The organism is Streptomyces sp. NPDC000941, assembly GCF_053599555.1.
Genome location: NZ_JBSFMM010000012.1, coordinates 77875 through 96539, shown reverse-complemented (window position 1 = coordinate 96539; position 18665 = coordinate 77875). Strand labels below are relative to the sequence as shown.

14 protein-coding genes are annotated in these 18665 nt (G+C 72.5%); 5 read left to right on the top strand and 9 right to left on the bottom strand.

Annotated elements, in window-relative coordinates; translation table 11 throughout:
• Positions 1–574: alpha/beta fold hydrolase (locus ACWDSL_RS07235; RefSeq protein ID WP_450482578.1), on the bottom strand; the 574-nt coding region annotated here is incomplete at its 3' end.
• Between the two features lie 133 nt (positions 575–707).
• Between ACWDSL_RS07235 and ACWDSL_RS07230 the strand changes: the two genes are divergently transcribed.
• The 4 genes from ACWDSL_RS07230 to ACWDSL_RS07215 all read left to right on the top strand — a co-directional run bounded on the left by ACWDSL_RS07230 (position 708) and on the right by ACWDSL_RS07215 (position 6894).
• A complete protein-coding gene (locus ACWDSL_RS07230; RefSeq protein WP_450482577.1) occupies positions 708–2738 on the top strand; it encodes a BTAD domain-containing putative transcriptional regulator in 2031 nt (676 codons plus the stop codon).
• Positions 2739–3422: 684 nt separating this feature from the next.
• Positions 3423–4442 carry a sucrase ferredoxin gene (locus tag ACWDSL_RS07225; RefSeq protein ID WP_450482575.1) on the top strand — a complete coding sequence of 340 codons (1020 nt, stop codon included), beginning with the start codon at positions 3423–3425 and terminating at the stop codon, positions 4440–4442.
• A gap of 57 nt (positions 4443–4499) precedes the next feature.
• A complete protein-coding gene (locus ACWDSL_RS07220) occupies positions 4500–6170 on the top strand; it encodes an ATP-binding protein (RefSeq protein ID WP_450482573.1) in 1671 nt (556 codons plus the stop codon).
• A 13-nt stretch (positions 6171–6183) separates the two neighbouring features.
• Positions 6184–6894 carry a response regulator gene (locus tag ACWDSL_RS07215; RefSeq protein WP_450482571.1) on the top strand — a complete coding sequence of 237 codons (711 nt, stop codon included), beginning with the start codon at positions 6184–6186 and terminating at the stop codon, positions 6892–6894.
• Between the two features lie 144 nt (positions 6895–7038).
• On the opposite strand, the gene ACWDSL_RS07210 is transcribed toward ACWDSL_RS07215, so the two are convergent.
• From ACWDSL_RS07210 to ACWDSL_RS07190, 5 genes are all read right to left on the bottom strand, one after another.
• The gene (locus ACWDSL_RS07210; protein ID WP_450482569.1) at positions 7039–8655 is read right to left on the bottom strand and encodes a solute symporter family protein; all 1617 of its coding nucleotides are present in this window, start codon (positions 8653–8655) and stop codon (positions 7039–7041) included.
• Positions 8652–9104 carry a DUF485 domain-containing protein gene (locus ACWDSL_RS07205; RefSeq protein ID WP_450482583.1) on the bottom strand — a complete coding sequence of 151 codons (453 nt, stop codon included), beginning with the start codon at positions 9102–9104 and terminating at the stop codon, positions 8652–8654. The genes ACWDSL_RS07210 and ACWDSL_RS07205 overlap by 4 nt, the downstream gene beginning before the upstream one ends.
• Positions 9105–9284: 180 nt before the next feature.
• Positions 9285–10040: a response regulator gene (locus tag ACWDSL_RS07200; protein WP_450482567.1), complete on the bottom strand. Its 756-nt coding sequence runs from the start codon at positions 10038–10040 to the stop codon at positions 9285–9287.
• 44 nt (positions 10041–10084) lie between these two features.
• Positions 10085–11236: a sensor histidine kinase gene (locus ACWDSL_RS07195; RefSeq protein ID WP_450482565.1), complete on the bottom strand. Its 1152-nt coding sequence runs from the start codon at positions 11234–11236 to the stop codon at positions 10085–10087.
• A gap of 142 nt (positions 11237–11378) precedes the next feature.
• Positions 11379–13511 carry a DNA gyrase/topoisomerase IV subunit B gene (locus ACWDSL_RS07190; protein ID WP_450482563.1) on the bottom strand — a complete coding sequence of 711 codons (2133 nt, stop codon included), beginning with the start codon at positions 13509–13511 and terminating at the stop codon, positions 11379–11381.
• A gap of 442 nt (positions 13512–13953) precedes the next feature.
• Here ACWDSL_RS07190 and ACWDSL_RS07185 point away from each other — a divergent pair, with 442 nt between their 5' ends.
• The gene (locus ACWDSL_RS07185) at positions 13954–14190 is read left to right on the top strand and encodes a DUF7455 domain-containing protein (protein ID WP_450482561.1); all 237 of its coding nucleotides are present in this window, start codon (positions 13954–13956) and stop codon (positions 14188–14190) included.
• Between the two features lie 123 nt (positions 14191–14313).
• Here ACWDSL_RS07185 and ACWDSL_RS07180 read toward each other — a convergent pair whose 3' ends face one another.
• From ACWDSL_RS07180 to ACWDSL_RS07170, 3 genes are all read right to left on the bottom strand, one after another.
• On the bottom strand, positions 14314–15270 hold the full coding sequence (locus ACWDSL_RS07180; RefSeq protein WP_450482560.1) for a serine protease: 957 nt from the start codon (positions 15268–15270) through the stop codon (positions 14314–14316).
• Between the two features lie 169 nt (positions 15271–15439).
• Complete coding sequence (locus tag ACWDSL_RS07175) at positions 15440–17008, bottom strand: RNA polymerase sigma factor (RefSeq protein ID WP_450482558.1); 1569 nt, start codon at positions 17006–17008, stop codon at positions 15440–15442.
• Positions 17009–17487: 479 nt separating this feature from the next.
• A complete protein-coding gene (locus ACWDSL_RS07170; RefSeq protein ID WP_450482556.1) occupies positions 17488–18438 on the bottom strand; it encodes a FadR/GntR family transcriptional regulator in 951 nt (316 codons plus the stop codon).
• Between the last annotated feature and the right edge of the window lie 227 nt (positions 18439–18665).

The window sequence follows — 18665 nt, the reverse complement described above, 5'->3', positions numbered from 1 at the left end:
CGGCCGGGATGGCCTGCGGGTCGCCCGTCCACAGGTCGAGGAAGTGGCCGAAGAAGAGATCCGGGGCGGCGCCGATCAGCCGCTCGGGCAGTCCGGGCGGCTGGGCCATCAGATACAGGTGGAAGCCCACGGCGGCGGTGGTGCCGTGCAGCGCCTCCCACATGTCCAGGGTCGGGAGCACATCGAGGCAGGCCAGATGGGTGATGGCCGCCGGGTGGTCGAGGGCGGCGCGGAAGGCGACCAGGGCGCCGCGGTCGTGCCCTGCCAGAGCAAACCGGGTGTGGCCCAGGGCGCGGGCCAGGGCCACGATGTCGGCGGCCATGGCGCGCTTGGCGTAGCCGGTGCCGTCGGGGTCGGCGGGCTTGTCGCTGGCGCCGTAGCCGCGCAGATCGGGGCAGATCACGGTGTGGTCGGCGGCGAGGTCGGCGGCGACGTGCCGCCACATCAGATGGGTCTGCGGAAAGCCGTGCAGCAGCACGATCGGGGTGCCCGAGCCGCCGACGGCCGCGTGGAGGGACACGCCGTCGGCGACGGGGACACGGTGGTGAGCGAAGCCGGCGATGGCAGGCGGCATGGTTCCGCCCCTTTCAGGAGATTTCCGAAGTGATCAGCTGTGGTCAGGCGTCATCAGCGTGCCGGGCGCGAATGAGCATCGGATGAGCGCGTTACCGTGACCGGGGGCACTGCCCCGGAAAGGGTGGTCCGGCGTGCGGTTCCTGTTCGGCGTGCTGGGTCCGGTGGCGGCCTGGGACGGGGCCGGGGACGCGATCGCCTTGAAGGGGCCGCGACACCGCGCGGTGCTGGCCCGGCTGATCGTCGCCCGCCGCCGTGTCGTCCCGGTCCGCCGCCTGGCCGAGGACCTGTGGCCGGAGAAACCCCCCGCCGACGCGGTGGGCGCGATCCGCACCTTCGTGGCCGCGCTGCGGCGCACTCTGGAACCGGAGCGCCCGCCCCGCGCCCCCGCCCGCCTGCTGGTCACCGAGGGCCCGGGGTACGCGCTGCGCGCCGACCCGGGCGCGGTGGACGCCTGGAGCTTCGAGCGGGCGGTGACCGCCGCCGCGGCGCTGCCGCCCGAGGACGCGTTCGCGCGGCTGGACGAGGCGCTGGAGTGGTGGCGCGGGCCCGCCTACGCGGAGTTCGCCGACGAGCCATGGGCCCGCGCCGAGCGCTCGCGCCTCGCCGAGCTGCGGCTGCACGCCGTCGAGCGGCACGCCGAGGCCCGGCTCGCGCTGGGCCTGGCCGCCGAGGCGGCGGCTGACCTCGACTCCCATGTGGCCGAGCACCCCTGGCGCGAGGACGCCTGGCGGCTGCTGGCCCTGGCGCTGTACCGGTCCGGCCGCCAGGGCGACGCGCTGGCGGTCCTGCGCCGGGCGCGTACGCTCCTCGCCGAGCAGCTGGGGGTGGATCCGGGCCCGCGGCTGCGCGGCCTGGAGGCCGACATCCTCGGCCACGCCGCCCACCTCGCCCCCGGCCCAGACCCGGGGCCCGGGGCCGCCGACCGGGTGTGGGCACGTACGGCGGCGGCCTACAACCGCACCGTGCCGTCCGGCGCCCGGGCACGTCTGGAGTCGACGGTGGGTCTGCTGCGCAGCCTCGCGGTGACCGGTGGCAGCGGCCTCCGGACGGCCCGCCACCACCGCGTGGCGGCCGTCGCGGCAGCCGAGGAGCTCGGCGACGCGGAGCTGACCGCCCGGGTGATCGGCGCGTACGACGTCCCGGCCATCTGGACGCGGCTCGACGACCCGGAGCAGGCCGCGCGGGTCGTCGCGGCGGCCGAGCGCGCCCTGTCTGTCCTGTCTGCCATGCCTGCCCTCCCGCCCGGCGGGCACGACGCGGCCCGGGCCCGGCTGCTGGCCACGATCGCCCTGGAGTCGCGGGGCACCCGCGCGGCGCGCGGGCCGCAGGCGGCCCGGCAGGCGGAGGAGATCGCCCGCCGCCTGGACGATCCCGCGCTGCTGGCGTTCGCCCTCAACGCCACGTTCATGCAGACCTTCCACCGCGCCGGTCTGGCGCCGCGCCGGGACGCGATCGGCGCCGAGCTGATCGCCCTGTCCGCCCGGCACGGCCTGACCACGTTCGAGGTCCTGGGCCACCTCATCCGGCTCCAGGCCCGTGCCGCCCTGGCGGACTTCACCGGAGCCGACCGCCACGCGAGCGCCGCGGACCGCCTGGCCGAACGCCATGAGCTGCCGCTGGTTGGCGTGTTCACCCAGTGGTACGCCGCGCTACGGCTCGCCGCGACCGGTCCGGCAACAGAACAGGCGGAACACGCGGCAGAGGGGGCGGCGGAGGCGGCCTACCGGGACGCCGCCGCGCGGCTGGACGGGGCCGGTATGCCCGGTCTTGAGCGCGGTCTGCTGCCGCTCGCGCTGCTGTGCCTGCGCGCGCGGCACGGGCTGCCCGCCCAGGCCGACGAGCACGGCGACTGGGGACCGTACGAGCCCTGGGCCCGCCCCTTGGTGCTGCTGGCCCGAAACCGCCGCCACGAGGCCGCGGCGGCGCTGCGCGAGACCCCGGACCCGCCCCGCGACCTGCTGTTCGAGGCCCTGTGGTGCCTGACGGCCCGGGCGGCCGTCGTTGTCAGCGACCGGGAGACGATGGAGCGCGCCCATCGCGAGCTCGCCCCCGCGGCGGCGGAGCTGGCCGGGGCGGGCAGCGGGCTGCTCACCGTGGGCCCGGTCTCGACGTACCTGGCCGAACTCGCCATGGCCCTGCGCACCACCGGCCGACGCGGCTAGAAACCCGCGCCGTTGCGCCGTGCGCGCAGCTGGTGCAGGGCCGCCCGGGCGCCGGGGTGGCCGCTGTCCGCCGCCCGGCGCAGCTGCCGCTCCGCCTCGCCCAGCGTCTCTGATCGGCTTGGGTTTCCTGGGTCGTCCTGGGTGTTCCGGGGCGACGTCGGGTGGATGGCTCGGTTGGTGTGCCGACGGGGGTTGGAGTCCCGCGCGTGTGAGCCGTTTCCGGCCGCGTGGTGCGGTCGGTGCCGATCGTGTTCGGTTCCTGCTGCTGTCGACGCCGCTGGATGCGGCGGGTCTGGCGCGGTGGAGTCCGCCCTGCCGGACGCTTTCCGGGCCGGTGTGGACCCGGCCGGGGCAGGGACCCCGCGTCGCTTCCCGGGCGCGGGGCGTTTGGTTCATGGGAGCCGTGGAGTCCGCTCCCTGTTCTGTTGGCAGGCCGACGCGGTATGAAGATTCGCGGCCAGAACTGCACCGTAGCGCCATCGCCCTCACCGGCAACAGCTCCACCGGACATCTCACCCGATCGCATGAACATATCGAACGGGTGATCGAGAAATTGCGGCGTCGCCCCGTCCGCCCCCACGGAACCCGGCCGCGACCGGCAGAAACGTGCCTCTTGCCGCCGAAGATCCTCCGAAGGCGCGCCTTCGGAGGACCAAGGTCACAAGAGAGGTTAGGCTTACCTTTGTGAGCACGTGCGCGACCGCCTCCCGCGATCTGTCCGAGCCGCTCGCCGGGACGGCGACCGCCGCCACCACCTGGCTGCTGCTCGAACAGCCCGGCCCCTGGGGTGCCGAAGCCCTGACCGCCAGCCATCTGGCCCCGGCCGTCGGCCGCGCGCTGGAGCGCGCCACCAAGGACACCGGCGTCCGCGTGGCGCTGATCCGGCGCCCCGGCCGGCACGCCGACTGCCACACCCACCCCCGGCAGCGTGTCTTCGTCGCGCACACCCGCCCGGGCCGCTCCTGGATCCGTACGACCGCGCTCACCGAGCCCGAGCGGCTGCTCGCCCTCGACTTCGCCGCGCTGGGCGCGGGCGACCCCGGCGGTCTGCGCCCCGCCGCCGCGGGCCCCGACGAGGGGTGGGAGACGTACACGGGCGACCCCTTGGTGCTCGTGTGCACCAACGGCAAGCGCGACCGCTGCTGCGCCCTGCTCGGCCGGCCGCTGGCCGCCGAGCTGACCGCCTCCGGGGTACGTGGCACCTGGGAGATCACCCACATCGGCGGCCACCGCTTCTCGCCGACGCTCATGGTGCTGCCGTACGGATACGCCTACGGGCGGGCCACCGCGCGGTCCGTGCAGGACGTCCTGGACGCGCTGCGGGAGGGCAGGGTCGTCACCGAGGGCTGCCGCGGCCGGTCCACCTGGGATCGCCCCGGCCAGGCCGCCGAGCTGGCGGTCCGCGAGCTGACCGGCGAGGCGGGGGCGGACGCGCTGACCGTGCTGCGGACCGAGGGCGCCGCCCCTGCCTGGAACGTCACCGTCGAGCACGCCGACGGACGGCGGTGGCGGGTCGGCGTCGTGCAGATCGCCAGCGCGCCGCCGCGGCCGGAGAGCTGCGGGTCGGTGCTGGGCTCCCCGGCCCGTATGGACGTCATCGGCGTGCGGGCGGTGCGCGCCGGGCGCCCTGCGCCGACCGTCGCCGCCGCGGCTGCGACCGCAGCCGCGGCCGTGACCACCTCCGCGAGAGCAGCGCGGGTTTAGGCGCAAGGCGCCGCCTGGCGCCGTGCCGCGGACCCGCGCTTGGTTACCCTCCTAGCCATGAGCGCCGCGATACCCAGGGGGCCGCGTGCCGAGGCTCCAAGGTGGCGCATCGGCTGGCCCCGCCGTGTCTTCTCCCAAGTGCTGCTGATGCAGCTGACCATCGCCACGGGCGTCATCGTCCTCGCGACCGGCCTCTTCCTCTCCCGGCTCGGCTCCCAGCTGGACGACCAGGCCATGCGCCGTGCCCTCGCCATCGCCCAGACCACGGCCTCCGCCCCGGGGCTCCCCGACGCGCTCGTGGACACCCGGCCCACCCCCCACGGCCCGGTCCAGGCCCAGGCGGAGCGGATCCGCCGGGCGACCGGCGCCGAGTACGTCGTGATCATGGACAAGCGGGGGGTGCGCTGGTCGCACACCTCGTCCGAGGAGATCGGCCGGCATGTCTCCACCGACCCCAGCGACGCCCTCGCCGGCCAGGAGGTCATGGAGATCGACAACGGCACGCTCGGCCGCTCGGCCCGCGGCAAGGTCCCGCTGCGCGACGAGGACGGCCGCATCGTCGGCGCCGTCTCGGTCGGCATCTCGTACCAGAGCGTGCGCGACCGGCTCATCGGCGCGGTGCCGGGGCTGCTCGCGTACGCGGGCGGCACGCTCGCGGTGGGCGCGGTGGCGGCGTACGTGGTCGCCCGCAGGCTCCGGCGCCGCACCCACGATCTGGCCTTCTCCGATATCTCCGCGCTGCTCGCCGAGCGCGAGGCGATGCTGCACGGCATCCGCGAGGGGGTGCTGGCTCTGGACGCGCGCGGCCGTATCCGGCTGGTCAACGACGAGGCGCAGCGGCTTTTGGACCTGCGCGCCGAGGACACCGGGCGGCCGCTGGACGAGGTGCTGCCGCCCGGCCGTACCACCGATGTGCTCGCCGGGCGGGTCACCGGCTCCGATCTGCTGACCGTCAGCGGCGGCCGGGTGCTGGTCGCCAACCGGATGCCGACGGACGACGGCGGGGCCGTGGCCACCCTGCGCGACCGCACCGAGCTGGAGCGGCTGGGCCGCGAGCTGGACGGCACCCAGGGGCTGATCGACGCGCTGCGCGCCCAGGACCATGAGCACGCCAACCATCTGCACACCCTCCTCGGGCTGCTGGAGCTCGAGCTGTACGAGGAGGCGGTGGAGTTCGTCACCGAGGCGGTCGGGGTGCACCGGGCCACCGCCGAACAGGTCACCGAGCGCGTCCACGACCCGCTGCTGGCCGCCCTGCTGGTCGGCAAGGCCACGGTCGCCGCCGAACGCGGCGTCTCGCTGCGCATCGCCCCGGGGACGCTGCTGCCGAACCGGCTGGTGGACCCCCCGGGCCTGGTGACGATCGTCGGCAACCTCATCGACAACGCCCTGGACGCGGCGGCCGGAACGGCCGATCCGCTGGTCGAGGTGGAGCTGGCCGCCGACGACAGCACGGTCGTGCTGCGGGTCTCCGACAGCGGGCCCGGTATCCCGGCCGACCGGCGCGACGTCGTCTTCGCCGAGGGCTGGTCGACGAAGGAGCCGCCCGCGCACCGCAAGCGCGGCATCGGCCTGGCGCTGGTGCGCCGCCTCGCCGAGCGGCAGGGCGGCAGCGTGCGGGTGGCCGACCGGGACGGCGGGGGCGCGGAGTTCACGGTGGTGCTGCCCGAGGCGCTGGCCGAGGAGCCGAGCGAGCCCCGGCTGAGCACGGCAGGAGAGCCGCGATGAGGGAGGTACGGAGGTGACGGACGTGAACCGCGCGGGCGGCGCGAGTGGCGCCATTGATGTGCTGGTCGTGGACGACGATGTGCGGGTGGCCCGGGTCAACGCGGCGTATGTGGAGAAGGTGCCCGGCTTCCGCGTCGTGGGGCAGGCGCATACGGCCGCCGAGGCACTGGCCTTCCTGAACCGTGCCGAGGTCGACCTGGTGCTGCTCGACCACTATCTGCCGGACGAGACGGGCCTCGCGCTGGTGCGGCGGCTGCGCGAGCGCGGCCACCACACCGACATCATCATGGTGACCGCCGCCCGCGATATCGCGACCGTCCAGGCGGCGATGCGCCACGGGGCGCTGCAGTACCTGGTCAAACCCTTCACCTTCGCCGGGCTGCGCGCCAAGCTGCAGGGCTACGCGGCGCTGCGCCGGGCCCTGGAGGGCGGCGGCGAGGCCGGGCAGGACCAGGTCGACCGGATCTTCGGCGCCGTGGGCGGCGCCTCGGCCGGTCCGGCGGAGCTGCCCAAGGGCCACTCCGCGCTCACGGCCGACCTGGTGCGGGAAGTGCTGCGGGGGGCCGAGGGTCCGCTGTCGGCGCAGGAGGTCGCCGATCGGTCCTCGCTCAGCCGTCAGACCGCCCAGCGCTATCTCAAGCTCCTGGAGCGCACGGGCCGGGTCCGGCTCAGCCTGAAGTACGGCGAGACGGGGCGCCCGGAGCACCGCTACGTATGGGTGTGAGGCGTATGCGTACGGGTCCGAGGGCAGTTGCGTACGGGCCCGAGGGCAGTTGCGTACGGGCCCGAGGGCGGCTGCGTACGGGCCCGAGCGGCCGTACGGGTCGGGCGGGGCCGTACCGGGTCCCGCCGGGGCACACACGTCCCGTCAGGCCGCTCCCGCCCCCGTGAGGGCCCGCACCTCCATCTCGGCGTGCTTGGCGGCGTTGGCGGCGGATCCGGAGGCGCCCGCGGCCTGGGGCGAGGTGACGGTGCCGAGCCAGCCGGCCAGGAAGCCGAGGGGCACGGAGACCAGGCCCGGGTTGTCCAGCGGGAAGACATGGAAGTCCACCCCCGGGAAGATCGCCTCCGGGCCGCCGGAGACCACCGGGGAGAGCATCACCAGCACGACCGCCGGGAGCAGCCCGCCGTAGACGGCCCACACCGCGCCACGCGTGGTGAACCGCCGCCAGAAGAGCGAGTACAGCAGCACCGGGAGGTTTGCCGAGGCGGCGACCGCAAAGGCGAGCCCGACCAGGAAGGCCACATTGAGGTCCTGCGCGAGCAGCCCGAGGCCGATGGCGACCGCCCCGATCCCGACCGCCGCGATCCGCGCGACCGCGACCTCGCTGCGCGGCGTACCGGTCGCGCGGCGGCTCAGCGAGGCGTACAGATCGTGGGCGACCGAGGCGGAGGAGGCCAGGGTGATCCCGGCGACCACGGCGAGGATGGTGGCGAACGCGACGGCGGCGACCGTGGCGAACAGCACCGTGCCGCCGGTCGATCCGGCACCCCCGCCGAGGTCCAGCGCGAGCAGCGGCACGGCGGTGTTCCCGGCCGGGTTGGCGGTCCGTACGGTGTCGCTGCCCAGCACGGCGGCGGCGCCGAAGCCCAGCACGATGGTCATCAGGTAGAAGCCGCCGATCAGCCCGATCGACCAGATGACCGAGCGGCGGGCGGCGCGGGCGGTGGGCACGGTGTAGAAGCGCGACAGGATATGCGGCAGCCCGGCGGTGCCGAGGACGAGGGCGAGTCCGAGGCTGATGAAGTCCAGCCGCGCGGTCCAGCCGCCGCCGTACTTGAGCCCCGGGGCGAGAAAGTCCCGGCCGTGTCCGCTGTGCCGCGCCGCCGCGGTGAGCAGCGCGTCCACGTCCCCGTGGAAACGGACCAGGACGAGGGCGGTGAGCGTGGCCGCCCCGGCCATCAGCAGCACCGCCTTGACGATCTGGATCCAGGTCGTGGCGCGCATACCGCCGAGCGCCACGAAGATCACCATCAGGGTGCCCACACCGATGACCGTCCAGGCGCGGGCGCGCGGGCCGGTCTCGCCGATCAGCAGGGCGATCAGGCTGCCCGCCCCGACCATCTGGGCGACGAGATAGAGCACGCATACGGTGACGGACGAGACGCCCGCGGCGATCCGGACCGGAGGCTCGCCCATCCGGGCGGCGAGCACGTCGGCGAGGGTGAACCGGCCGCAGTTGCGGACCAGTTCGGCGACCAGGAGCAGCACGACCAGCCAGGCGACGAAGAAGCCGACGCAGTACAGCACCCCGTCGTAGCCGAAGAGCGCGATGATGCCGGAGATGCCGAGGAAGGAGGCGGCCGACATGTAGTCGCCCGCGATGGCGAAGCCGTTCTCCATCGGCGAGAACAGCCGCCCGCCCGCGTAGAACTCCTCCGGAGAGCCGTGCCGCCGGCGGCCCGCCCAGGTGGTGATGGCGAGGGTGGCGGCGACGAACACGCCGAAGAGCAGCAGCGCCAGGCCCTGCTGATTGCCCGTCACCGGCCGTGCCCCCGCATCATCTCCTGCGTCACCCAGCGGAGCTCCAGCGCGACCCGGTCCCGGCGCAGCCGGGCATGGCGGGCATACGCCCAGGTCAGCAGGAAGGTGGTGGCGAACTGGGCGAGCCCGGCGACCATCGCCACATTGAGCGCGCCGACGACGGGGCGGGCCATCAGACCGGGTGCGGTGGTCGCCGCGACGACGTACGCGAGGTACCAGAGGAGGAAGAGGGCGGCCGCGGGGAAGACAAAGCGGCGGTAGCGTCTGCGCACTTCCTGGAAGGCCGCGCTGCCGTGCACCTCGGCGTAGACATCCGCCGCGGCGGGCGGGCGGGCGCGCCGGGGTCCGGGTGCGCCGCCGGTCTCGTCCTCACCCCAGCCGGAGGCGACCGTGTCGTACCAGGGATCGCCCAGCCCGACCACCCCGGCGTCGCGCGCGTTGTGCTGCATGTCCACCCGAACACTCCTTGCTCCACTGCCGCATTGGCCGCGTGCCAAGGATGGACGGAGCGGGAGGCCTCGGACCCCTCAATAACGGACGTTCACCCCATCAGGTGACTCAGGTGACGAACATCCCGGAACCGGGACCGTATTACGGGCCGGGTTCGGGTTTACGGGCCGGGTTCGGGACTACGGGCCGGGTTCGGGCCCGAGCCCGGGGCCGGAGGAGAGGCCAGGCGGTTGGGCGATCCCGCTCCGGTAGGCGTAGCGCACGGCCTGGGCACGGTCGCGCACCCCCGCCTTGGCGAAGAGATTGTTGATGTGGGTCTTCACGGTCGCCGGGCCGATATGCAGCCGCCGGGCGATCTCGGCGTTGGACAGCCCCTCGGCGACCAGCGTCAGGACCTCCGCCTCGCGGGGCGTGAGCCCGTCGGGCAGCGGACCCGGCACGGCCTCGGCCCTCATAGCTGTTCCATCGGCGGTATCTGCGGTGCTTGTGACCAGTCGCTCCAGCAGCCGTCGCTGCACCTTCGGCGACAGCCCGGCCTGCCCGGACATCACGTCCTCGATGGCGCGGGCGATCTCCTCCGCGTCGGCGTCCTTGGTCACATAGCCGCGGGCGCCCGCCTTCAGGGCTGGGAAGAGCCATTCGTCGTCGGCGTACGTGGTCACCACCACGACCTGGGTCGCGGGGTGCTCGGCACGGATGCGCCGGGTCGCCTCGACGCCGTCGCAGCGGGGCATCCGCAGATCCATCAGCGCCACATCCGGGGAGACCTCGGCGACCAGCCGCAGCGCCTCCTCGCCGTCGCCCGCGGAGCCGACGACCTCGATGCCGGGCAGCAGCCCCAGCAGCAGCACGATGCCCTCGCGCACCATGATCTGGTCGTCGACGACCAGTACGCGCACCGCCCGTGGCCCAGCGGCCCCGCGCCCTTCGCCCATTGCCTCTCCCCCTGCCTCTCCCCCCGTGTCTCCCCCTGCCGACGTCACGCCGGCACTCGCAGGCGCACCACGAAGCCCCCGTCGGCGGGCCCTGCCTCCAGCGTGCCGCCGAGGAGTTCGGCGCGCTCGCGCATCCCCCGCAGACCGTATCCGGCCCCGGTCGCCACCGGGCCGCCGGCGGACGACTCGCGGGCCCCGCCGTCCCGTATCTCGAGAAGCACCTCGTCCGTCCGGTAGACAAGCCGCAGCTCCACCCGGGCGCCCGGCGCGTGTTTGCGGACGTTGGTCAGCGCCTCCTGCGCGACCCTCCGGACCGCGAGCCCGGCCTCAGCGGCCAGTTCGCGTGGCTCGCCCTCCGTCTCGAACCGTGCGCCCTCGGTCGCGGCGGACTCCCGCAGAAAGTCCTCGACCGGGGCCATCTCGCCGCGCAGCGCGTACAGCGCCTGGCGGGTCTCGGCCAGGCCGTGGCGCGCCATTCTGCGGGCCGCCACCACCCGCTCCAGCACCACGGCCCGGTCCTCGCCGCGCTCGACCAGCAGCCTGGCCGCCTCCAGGTGGACGAGCTGCGCGGAGAGGCTGTGCGCCAGTACGTCGTGGATCTCCCGGGCGATCCTGGCCCGCTCGGCGAGCGCCGCGCTCTGCGCCTCGGCGCGGCGTGCCGCCCGCTCCTGCTCGAGCAGCCGGTAGCCGGTGCCGCGCGCCTCCTCGTCCAGCCGCAGCGTATAGCCGACGAGCAGAAAACCGAGGCCCGCGGCCAGACCGCCCGGCAGGCTGTGGTCGCCGAAGAGCATGAACGAGCCGGCGGCCACGATTCCGGCGGGCAGGCCGGCCATCAGCGGCAGCCGTTCCATCGAGACGACCACCCCGACGATCCACACCGCGGCCGCCGGGTTGTCGGCTCCCACGGCCCTGAGCGCCGCCCCCGCCCCGAGCAGCAGGGCGAGCAGGGCGAGGGCGGGGCCCAGCCGGTGGTCGACGGTGACGCGGCGGAACGCGTACACCGTGGCCGCGCATCCGGCGACGGCGGCGAGCAGGACGATCCGCGCCCACCTCGGGAAGGCGTCGTCGCGGACCACGTCCCACAGCAGCAGGCTCGCCCCGAAGACCCACATGCCCGTGTTGATCATCAGCCGCACCGGGGGCACGCCCTGGCGGCTGAGCGCGTGCCGCGAGGGCCACTGGGTCCATCGGTTCATCGGCCCTCCCTGGGTCCGGCAGGGTCCCAGACGCTACGGAACGACCTCTGCCGCGCGGATCGGCCTTGAGTCGGGCCCTGGGTGGAAAGTGCCTCTCCACCCAGGGGTGGAGAGGCACTTGTCCGCTGCGGGCCGGGGTACGTCAGGCGTCGATGCGCGACCGGTCCAGGGTCGCCGCCGAGTTGGTGATGAACTCCTTACGGGGCGCGACCTCATTGCCCATGAGCAGGTCGAACACCTGCTCCGCGGCCTCCAGGTCGCTGATGTTGATCCGCCGCAGGGTGCGGTGGCGCGGGTCCATCGTGGTCTCCGCGAGCTGGTCGGCGTCCATCTCGCCCAGACCCTTGTAGCGCTGGATGCCGTCCTTGTAGCGCACGTTCCGGCGCTGGAGGTCCAGCAGCGTCTCCTGGAGCTCGTGGTCGGAGTACGTGTAGACGTACTTGTCCTGGCCCCGCTTGGGATTGACCAGCTCGACCCGGTGCAGGGGCGGCACGGCCGAGAAGACCCGCCCCTGCTCGACCATCGGCCGCATATAGCGCTGGAAGAGCGTGAGCAGCAGGATGCGGATGTGGGCGCCGTCCACATCGGCGTCGGCGAGGAAGATCACCTTGCCGTAGCGGGCCTGGTCGATGTCGAACGTCCGGCCCGAGCCGGCCCCTATGACCTGGATGATCGAACCGCATTCGGCGTTCTTCAGCATGTCGGAGACCGACGCCTTCTGAACGTTGAGAATCTTGCCGCGGATCGGCAGCAGCGCCTGGAACTCGGAGTTCCGGGCAAGCTTGGCCGTGCCGAGGGCCGAGTCGCCCTCGACGATGAACAGCTCGCTGCGGTCCACGTCATCGCTGCGGCAGTCGGCCAGCTTCGCGGGCAGCGAGGAGGACTCCAGCGCGGTCTTACGGCGCTGCGCCTCCTTGTGCTGACGGGCCGCGATGCGGGTGCGGGCGGCCGCCACGATCTTCTCCAGCACGGCGCGGGCCTGCTGCTTGCCGTCCCGCTTGGTGGAGGTGAGAAACGCCTTGAGCTCCTTGGCCACCACGTTCGCCACGATCCGGGAGGCCGCCGAGGTGCCCAGCACCTCCTTGGTCTGCCCTTCGAACTGCGGCTCCGCCAACCGCACGGTCACGACCGCGGTGAGCCCCTCCATGGCGTCGTCCTTGACGACGTCGTCCTCGGCGACACGCAGCAGCTTGGCGGTGCGCAGCACCTCGTTGACCGTCTTGGCCACCGAGCGCTCGAAGCCGGAGACGTGGGTGCCGCCCTTAGGGGTCGCGATGATGTTGACGAAGGACTTCGTGGTGCTGTCGTAGCCGGTGCCCCAGCGCAGCGCGATGTCGACACCGAGCTCGCGCGTGACCTCGGTCGGCGTCATATGGCCGCGCTCGTCCAGGACCGGGACGGTCTCCTTGAAGGTGCCCTGCCCGGACAGCCTCAGCACATCGCAGACGGCCTTGTCCTGCGCCAGGTACTCGCAGAACTCGCTGATGCCGCCGTCGAACCGGAAGGTCTCCTCCGAGGGACCCTCGGCGCCGTCCCGGCCCTCGGCGGTCCGCTCGTCCCGGACGATCAGCGTCAGACCCGGCACCAGGAAGGCCGTCTGGCGGGCGCGCGCGTACAGCGGCTCCAGGGAGAGCTTGGCGTCCTTGAGGAAGATCTGCCGGTCCGCCCAGTAGCGGATGCGGGTGCCGGTGCGGGTCTTGGGGACCCGCTTGCCCTTGAGCAGGCCGCTCGACGGGTCGAAGGGGGCTTCGGGGCCCGATTCGGTGAAGATGCCGGGGACACCGCGCCGGAAGCTGATCGAGTGGGTCTTGGCGTCCCGGTCCACCTCCACGTCGAGCCGGGAGGACAGCGCGTTCACCACGGAAGCGCCGACGCCGTGCAGACCGCCGGAGGCCGCGTACGAGCCGCCACCGAACTTTCCGCCCGCGTGCAGCTTGGTCATCACGACCTCGACACCCGACAGGCCGGTCTTGGGCTCGACGTCGACCGGGATCCCTCGGCCGTTGTCCCGCACCTCGACCGAGCCGTCGTCGTGCAGGATCACCTCGATGCGGTCGCAGTAGCCGCCCAGCGCCTCGTCGACGGAGTTGTCGATGATCTCCCATAGGCAGTGCATGAGGCCACGGCTGTCCGTGGAGCCGATGTACATACCGGGGCGCTTGCGTACCGCTTCGAGCCCCTCCAGGACGAGCAGGTGCCGCGCGGTGTAGTTGGAGCCGCCCCGGTCTGCTCCGGTCAGCAGCGCAGTGGACGGCACGGACGTGTCGGCGGTCACGCGGTTCGCTCCTCGCTGAATTTCTTCTTGGCCCCGCTGGGGGCCGACTTGGTGGCTGGGTCGCCCGTCAGAGCGTACCGAGGCCTGATAGAGCCGTTGTGCCACCACCCATAAGAACGTCCATGCTAGTCCAGACTCCTTGACTTTCGCTCGTACGTTCGATCGCTCGTTGGGGTGACACAAACATCACGTTCCCTTTCAGGCATGAACCATTTAGGCTCCGGGCACGTCCTCACCAACAACCGGCAACCCAGCCGGGAGGACGAATCCGACAAGCGACGTGAAACCGTAAACCCACGCAATACGGCTCATTCGCCGCCAACCGTCACCATCTGGTCTACTCAGAAGCAATTTTTGAGAAAAAGCCACGAGCGGGAACGTTTTCGGCTTGGTTGGATGTTGACCCTGGTACGACAGCTCGTCGAGCTAGAGAAGAGGCGACGTGACTACTGTTCTGACCCCCGCGAGCCACCTGACGGCCGCTGACCGCTGCGACCGCTGCGGCGCCCAGGCGTACCTGCGCGTCGTCCTGGTGAGCGGCGGCGAACTGCTCTTCTGCGCCCACCACGGTCGCAAGTTCGAGCCGGAACTCAAGAAGATCGCCGCAGAGATACAGGACGAGACCGAGCGGCTCACAGCCAGCCCGGCGTCCGCGTCCGCGTCCGACGACGAACGCTGACATCTCGCATCATCCGACGACGACGAGCGACACCGGCCCAGGGCCGGGACCTCGGGCGGCCGTCCCCACAAGGGGAGGCCGCCCGTCCTCGTGCTCGCCCTCATTCCGCATGACCCCGCCCCCTCACTCCACATCGGACGCGGCCGCCCAGTCCGCCCCAGAGGCGGTCGCCTGGCGCACCTCAGACGCGGCCACCTGGTCCGCCTCGACCCCGGTCTCCACATCCGCCTCGGTTGCGGTCTCCCGGTCCGCCTCGGCCGCGGCCGCCAGCGACAGCACCGACGAGATCCGCGTATAGACGCCCGGCCGGCCGGCCTCCGCGCAGCCGCTCCCCCAGGACACCAGGCCCACGAGCTTCCCGCGGGCGACCAGCGGTCCGCCACTGTCCCCCTGGCAGGCATCCCGGCCCCCGTCCGGCAGCCCGGCACACATCATGGACTCCGAGCGGTACTCCCCCTCCGCATTCCCCGGATAGGCCGTCTCACATGCCTCGTCCGGCAGCACCCGCACACGGCTGGCCCGCAGCGTCGAGGCGTAGCTGCCGTTGCCCCGTGTATCACCCCACCCATACACCGCAGCCCGTGCCCCCGGCTGATAGGCCAGATCTCCGTCGGCCGCCATGGCGATGCCGTAGACCCGGGGCAGTCGCTGGGCGAGGGTGAGCACGGCGACGTCCCCGGACCGGCCGACCTGCTCGTATGCCGGATTGACCCAGGCCCGGAGCGGAGCCATCTCCACCCCTCCGCTGCCACGCAGATCGTCCCGGCCGATGATCACGCGCAGGTCCCCGACCTCCCACCAATCCACGCCCAGCACCTCGCGGCTCAGACAGTGCGCGGCCGTGAGCACCGTGGTGGGGCCCACCACCACACCGCCGCAGAACTGGCCCGAGCGTGCTCCGCCGAACCGCTCACGGCTCGCCAGCGCCACCGCCCAGGGCGCCAATTCCGTATGAGCCGGGTGGCCGCCGACCACCGTGCGGTCTGCCGTCGCCGGGGGAGGCAGGATCGCCAGCATGGCCAGGGCGGTGACCAGCGGGGCCGCGAGAGGAGCGAACAGGGCGGACAGCGACCTACGCATTCAGCCTCCTGACCGTACGGAGCGCGTCGCACACCCAGCGTCACCCCGTCTTCGCCACTCCGCATCCTGGGAGGGGCCGAACGGGGGTGAGCACAAACAGCGCGAAGGCCGGGCCCTTGGGAGGGCCCGGCCTTCGCGCTGCTATCCGGTCCGTGCGGACCGGTGTCCGTCAGTCCAGGTAGTCCCGCAGAACCTGGGACCGGGACGGGTGGCGCAGCTTCGACATCGTCTTCGACTCGATCTGCCGGATGCGCTCGCGCGTCACCCCGTAGACCTTGCCGATCTCGTCGAGCGTCTTCGGCTGGCCGTCGGTCAGGCCGAAGCGCATGGAGACCACGCCCGCCTCGCGCTCGCTGAGCGTGTCGAGGACGGAGTGCAGCTGCTCCTGCAGCAGCGTGAAGCTCACCGCGTCGGCCGGAACGACCGCCTCGGAGTCCTCGATCAGGTCACCGAACTCGCTGTCGCCGTCCTCACCGAGCGGGGTGTGGAGGGAGATCGGCTCGCGGCCGTACTTCTGGACCTCGATGACCTTCTCAGGGGTCATGTCGAGCTCCTTGGCCAGCTCCTCCGGGGTGGGCTCGCGGCCCAGGTCCTGGAGCATCTGGCGCTGCACCCGCGCGAGCTTGTTGATGACCTCGACCATGTGCACCGGGATACGGATGGTGCGGGCCTGGTCGGCCATCGCTCGAGTGATCGCCTGACGGATCCACCAGGTGGCGTACGTGGAGAACTTGTAGCCCTTGGTGTAGTCGAACTTCTCGACGGCGCGGATCAGACCCAGGTTGCCTTCCTGAATCAGGTCCAGGAAGAGCATGCCGCGGCCGGTGTAGCGCTTGGCCAGGGAGACCACCAGTCGGAGGTTGGCCTCCAGGAGGTGGTTCTTGGCCCGGCGGCCGTCCTCGGCGATGATCTCCAGTTCGCGCTTGAGCTTGGGCGCGAGCTTGTCGGAGTTGGCGAGCTTGTCCTCGGCGAACAGGCCGGCCTCGATGCGCTTGGCGAGCTCGACCTCCTGCTCGGCGTTGAGGAGCGGGACCTTGCCGATCTGCTTCAGGTAGTCCTTGACCGGGTCGGCGGTCGCGCCCGCCGCGGCGACCTGCTGCGCCGGGGCGTCGTCCTCGTCCTCGTCGGAGAGCACGAATCCCTGGTTCTCGGGCTCGCCCTCGCCACCCTCGGCTCCGGGCTTGCCGCCGGGAGCGTCCTCGATGACGTCCTCACCCTCGAGGATCTCGTCCGAGTCCTTCTTGGCGGCGGTCTTCTTCGCCACCGTCTTCTTGGCGGCGGTCTTCTTCGCCACCGTCTTCTTGGCGGCGGCCTTCTTGGCCACGGCCTTCTTCGCGGGCGCCGCCGCGGCCTCTCCGGCCACGCCCTCTCCTGCCTCGGCCGCCGAGGCGGTCGGAGCGGCGGCAGGGGTCTTCTTCGCGGGGACCGTCTTGGCCGTGACGGTCTTGGTGGCGGTGCGCTTTGCCGGACTCTTCGCTGCGACGCTCTTGCGGGTGCGCTTGGGCGCCTCTGCGGCACTGACCATCAGCGTCACACCCTCCTCGTCGAGGACCTGGTTGAGGCTGCGCAGAACGTTCTTCCACTGGGTTGGCGGAATCTGGTCAGCCTCGAAGGCCCGACGCACGTCATCGCCGGCGATCTGCCCCTCAGCCTTTCCCCGCTCGATGAGCGCCATGACAGACTCGGATTCGGCGATCTCCGGCGGGAGCGTACGGGATGTGCTGGCCGACACGAACAACCTCTCGGAACGATGGAAACGGCTTCCGGCCCCGTCCGCTGGGGACTGGAGCCGACGACCGCCGGCAGGATGAACCGACGGCGCGGGCGGAGTGCTGCGGGTGGAGTACAGCGTCGCGAACGACGCCCGTATTCCCTCTGCGGCTGCCACCTCTTTAATCATCGCGCTGCCCCAAAGAGCGTTACGCCCATTCCTCGTGTCCCGAGTCACACCCCATAACGGTCACAATGCCCACTCAGTGGACAGATCGACCGGACGGATCGGCTTTAGTTGATCATGCGCCGCTCCCGCGCCACCGCATCCGCGGAAATTGGCGTTGCGCCGCGGCGTCACCCCGCCGCGTCACTCCGGGGTGCCGCCTCGCCACTTTGCCTCGCGGCTTTGCCTTGCCTCTTCGCCTTGCCGCGTCGCGCCGCCGAACCCGCCGGGCGGGTTCCGGCGACGCCGCTCTCCTACGCCGTATGCCGCGGCCCGCGGGGTCAGTGCTCGCGCGGCGCGGGCACCCCCACCTCGGCGTGGTCGAGATCGGGGTGAACGATCAGCAGCTGGCGCATCGCGGCCTCCGCCGCCGCGGCGTCGCCGGAGCCGATGGCCTCGACGATCCGGCGGTGGTGGCCCACCCCGGCCTCGGTGAGCCGGTCGCAGCCGGTGACCGGGGCGCCGGAGACGTGCAGCGCGGCGGCGACGATGCCCGCCAGGTGCTCCAGCATGCGGTTGCCCGCGACCTGCAGCAGCAGGGCGTGGAACTCGGCGTCGGCGCGCGAGAAGGTCAGGGCGTCGCCCTGCCCCAGCGCATGGCCCATGATCTCGGCCATGTCGGCGAGCCGCTGCTGCACGTCCTCACGACCGGCGCCGGCGGCGAGACGGGCGGCGAGCGGCTCGATGGTCCAGCGCAGCTCGCACAGCTCGCGGCGCTGGTTGTCGCGCTGCGGCCCGAAGGCCCGCCACTCGATGATGTCGGGGTCCAGGAGGTTCCAGTCGCTGACGGGGCGAACCCGGGTGCCCACATTGGGGCGGGCGCTGACCAGGCCCTTGGCCTCCAGGACGCGCAGCGATTCCCGCACGACGGTGCGGGAGACCTCGAAGCGCTGGCCGATCTCCTCGGGGACGAGCGGACGGTCGGCCCCGAGATCGCCGGAGACGATCATCTGGCCCAGCTGCTGGACGAGTTGGCCGTGCAGCCCGCGGCCCCGGCTGCCGGCCGCGCGTCGGCCGACTCGGCCGATCTCGGCGTCGGCGCCGTCCCAGGAGGGGGCGCCGCCGCGGTCGCCGCGAGGGGCGTCGGCGTAGGGGTAGCGGTCAAGCTCGCCCGGGCCGGCGAGGCCGGAATCGGCGGGGCGAGCCGCGGTCATCGTGGTGTGCGCAAGGGTACTCACGCATCCTTTGTCGGCGACGCCCCGGAACGCCTTGAGGTCTTTGGTGAAAAGCACACGAAAGGGTGATCGCCCATTACCTCATAATTGACGCCGAATCGGACAGAAAGCAGCAGCCTTCGGGGAGTTGCGACCACTTCACGCGATGGGCCTACGGAACCCCTTCCGACCTGGTCCACCGCCGCGTGGGCTGCGCCGGCGCTACGCCGGGTGGACTCCCCCGGCGCGCCGAGAGCCGCGGCTCCGGGGCTCGCCCTCGGGCACGGTTTCGGACACGGATCCCG

Excerpts from the sequence above, each read along its gene's own strand:
- ACWDSL_RS07220 (WP_450482573.1), top strand. The coding sequence starts at position 4,500 with ATGAGCGCCGCGATACCCAGGGGGCCGCGTGCCGAGGCTCCAAGGTGG.
- ACWDSL_RS07205 (WP_450482583.1), bottom strand. The coding sequence starts at position 9,104 with ATGCAGCACAACGCGCGCGACGCCGGGGTGGTCGGGCTGGGCGATCCC.
- ACWDSL_RS07200 (WP_450482567.1), bottom strand. The coding sequence starts at position 10,040 with ATGGGCGAAGGGCGCGGGGCCGCTGGGCCACGGGCGGTGCGCGTACTG.
- ACWDSL_RS07195 (WP_450482565.1), bottom strand. The coding sequence starts at position 11,236 with ATGAACCGATGGACCCAGTGGCCCTCGCGGCACGCGCTCAGCCGCCAG.
- ACWDSL_RS07180 (WP_450482560.1), bottom strand. The coding sequence starts at position 15,270 with ATGCGTAGGTCGCTGTCCGCCCTGTTCGCTCCTCTCGCGGCCCCGCTG.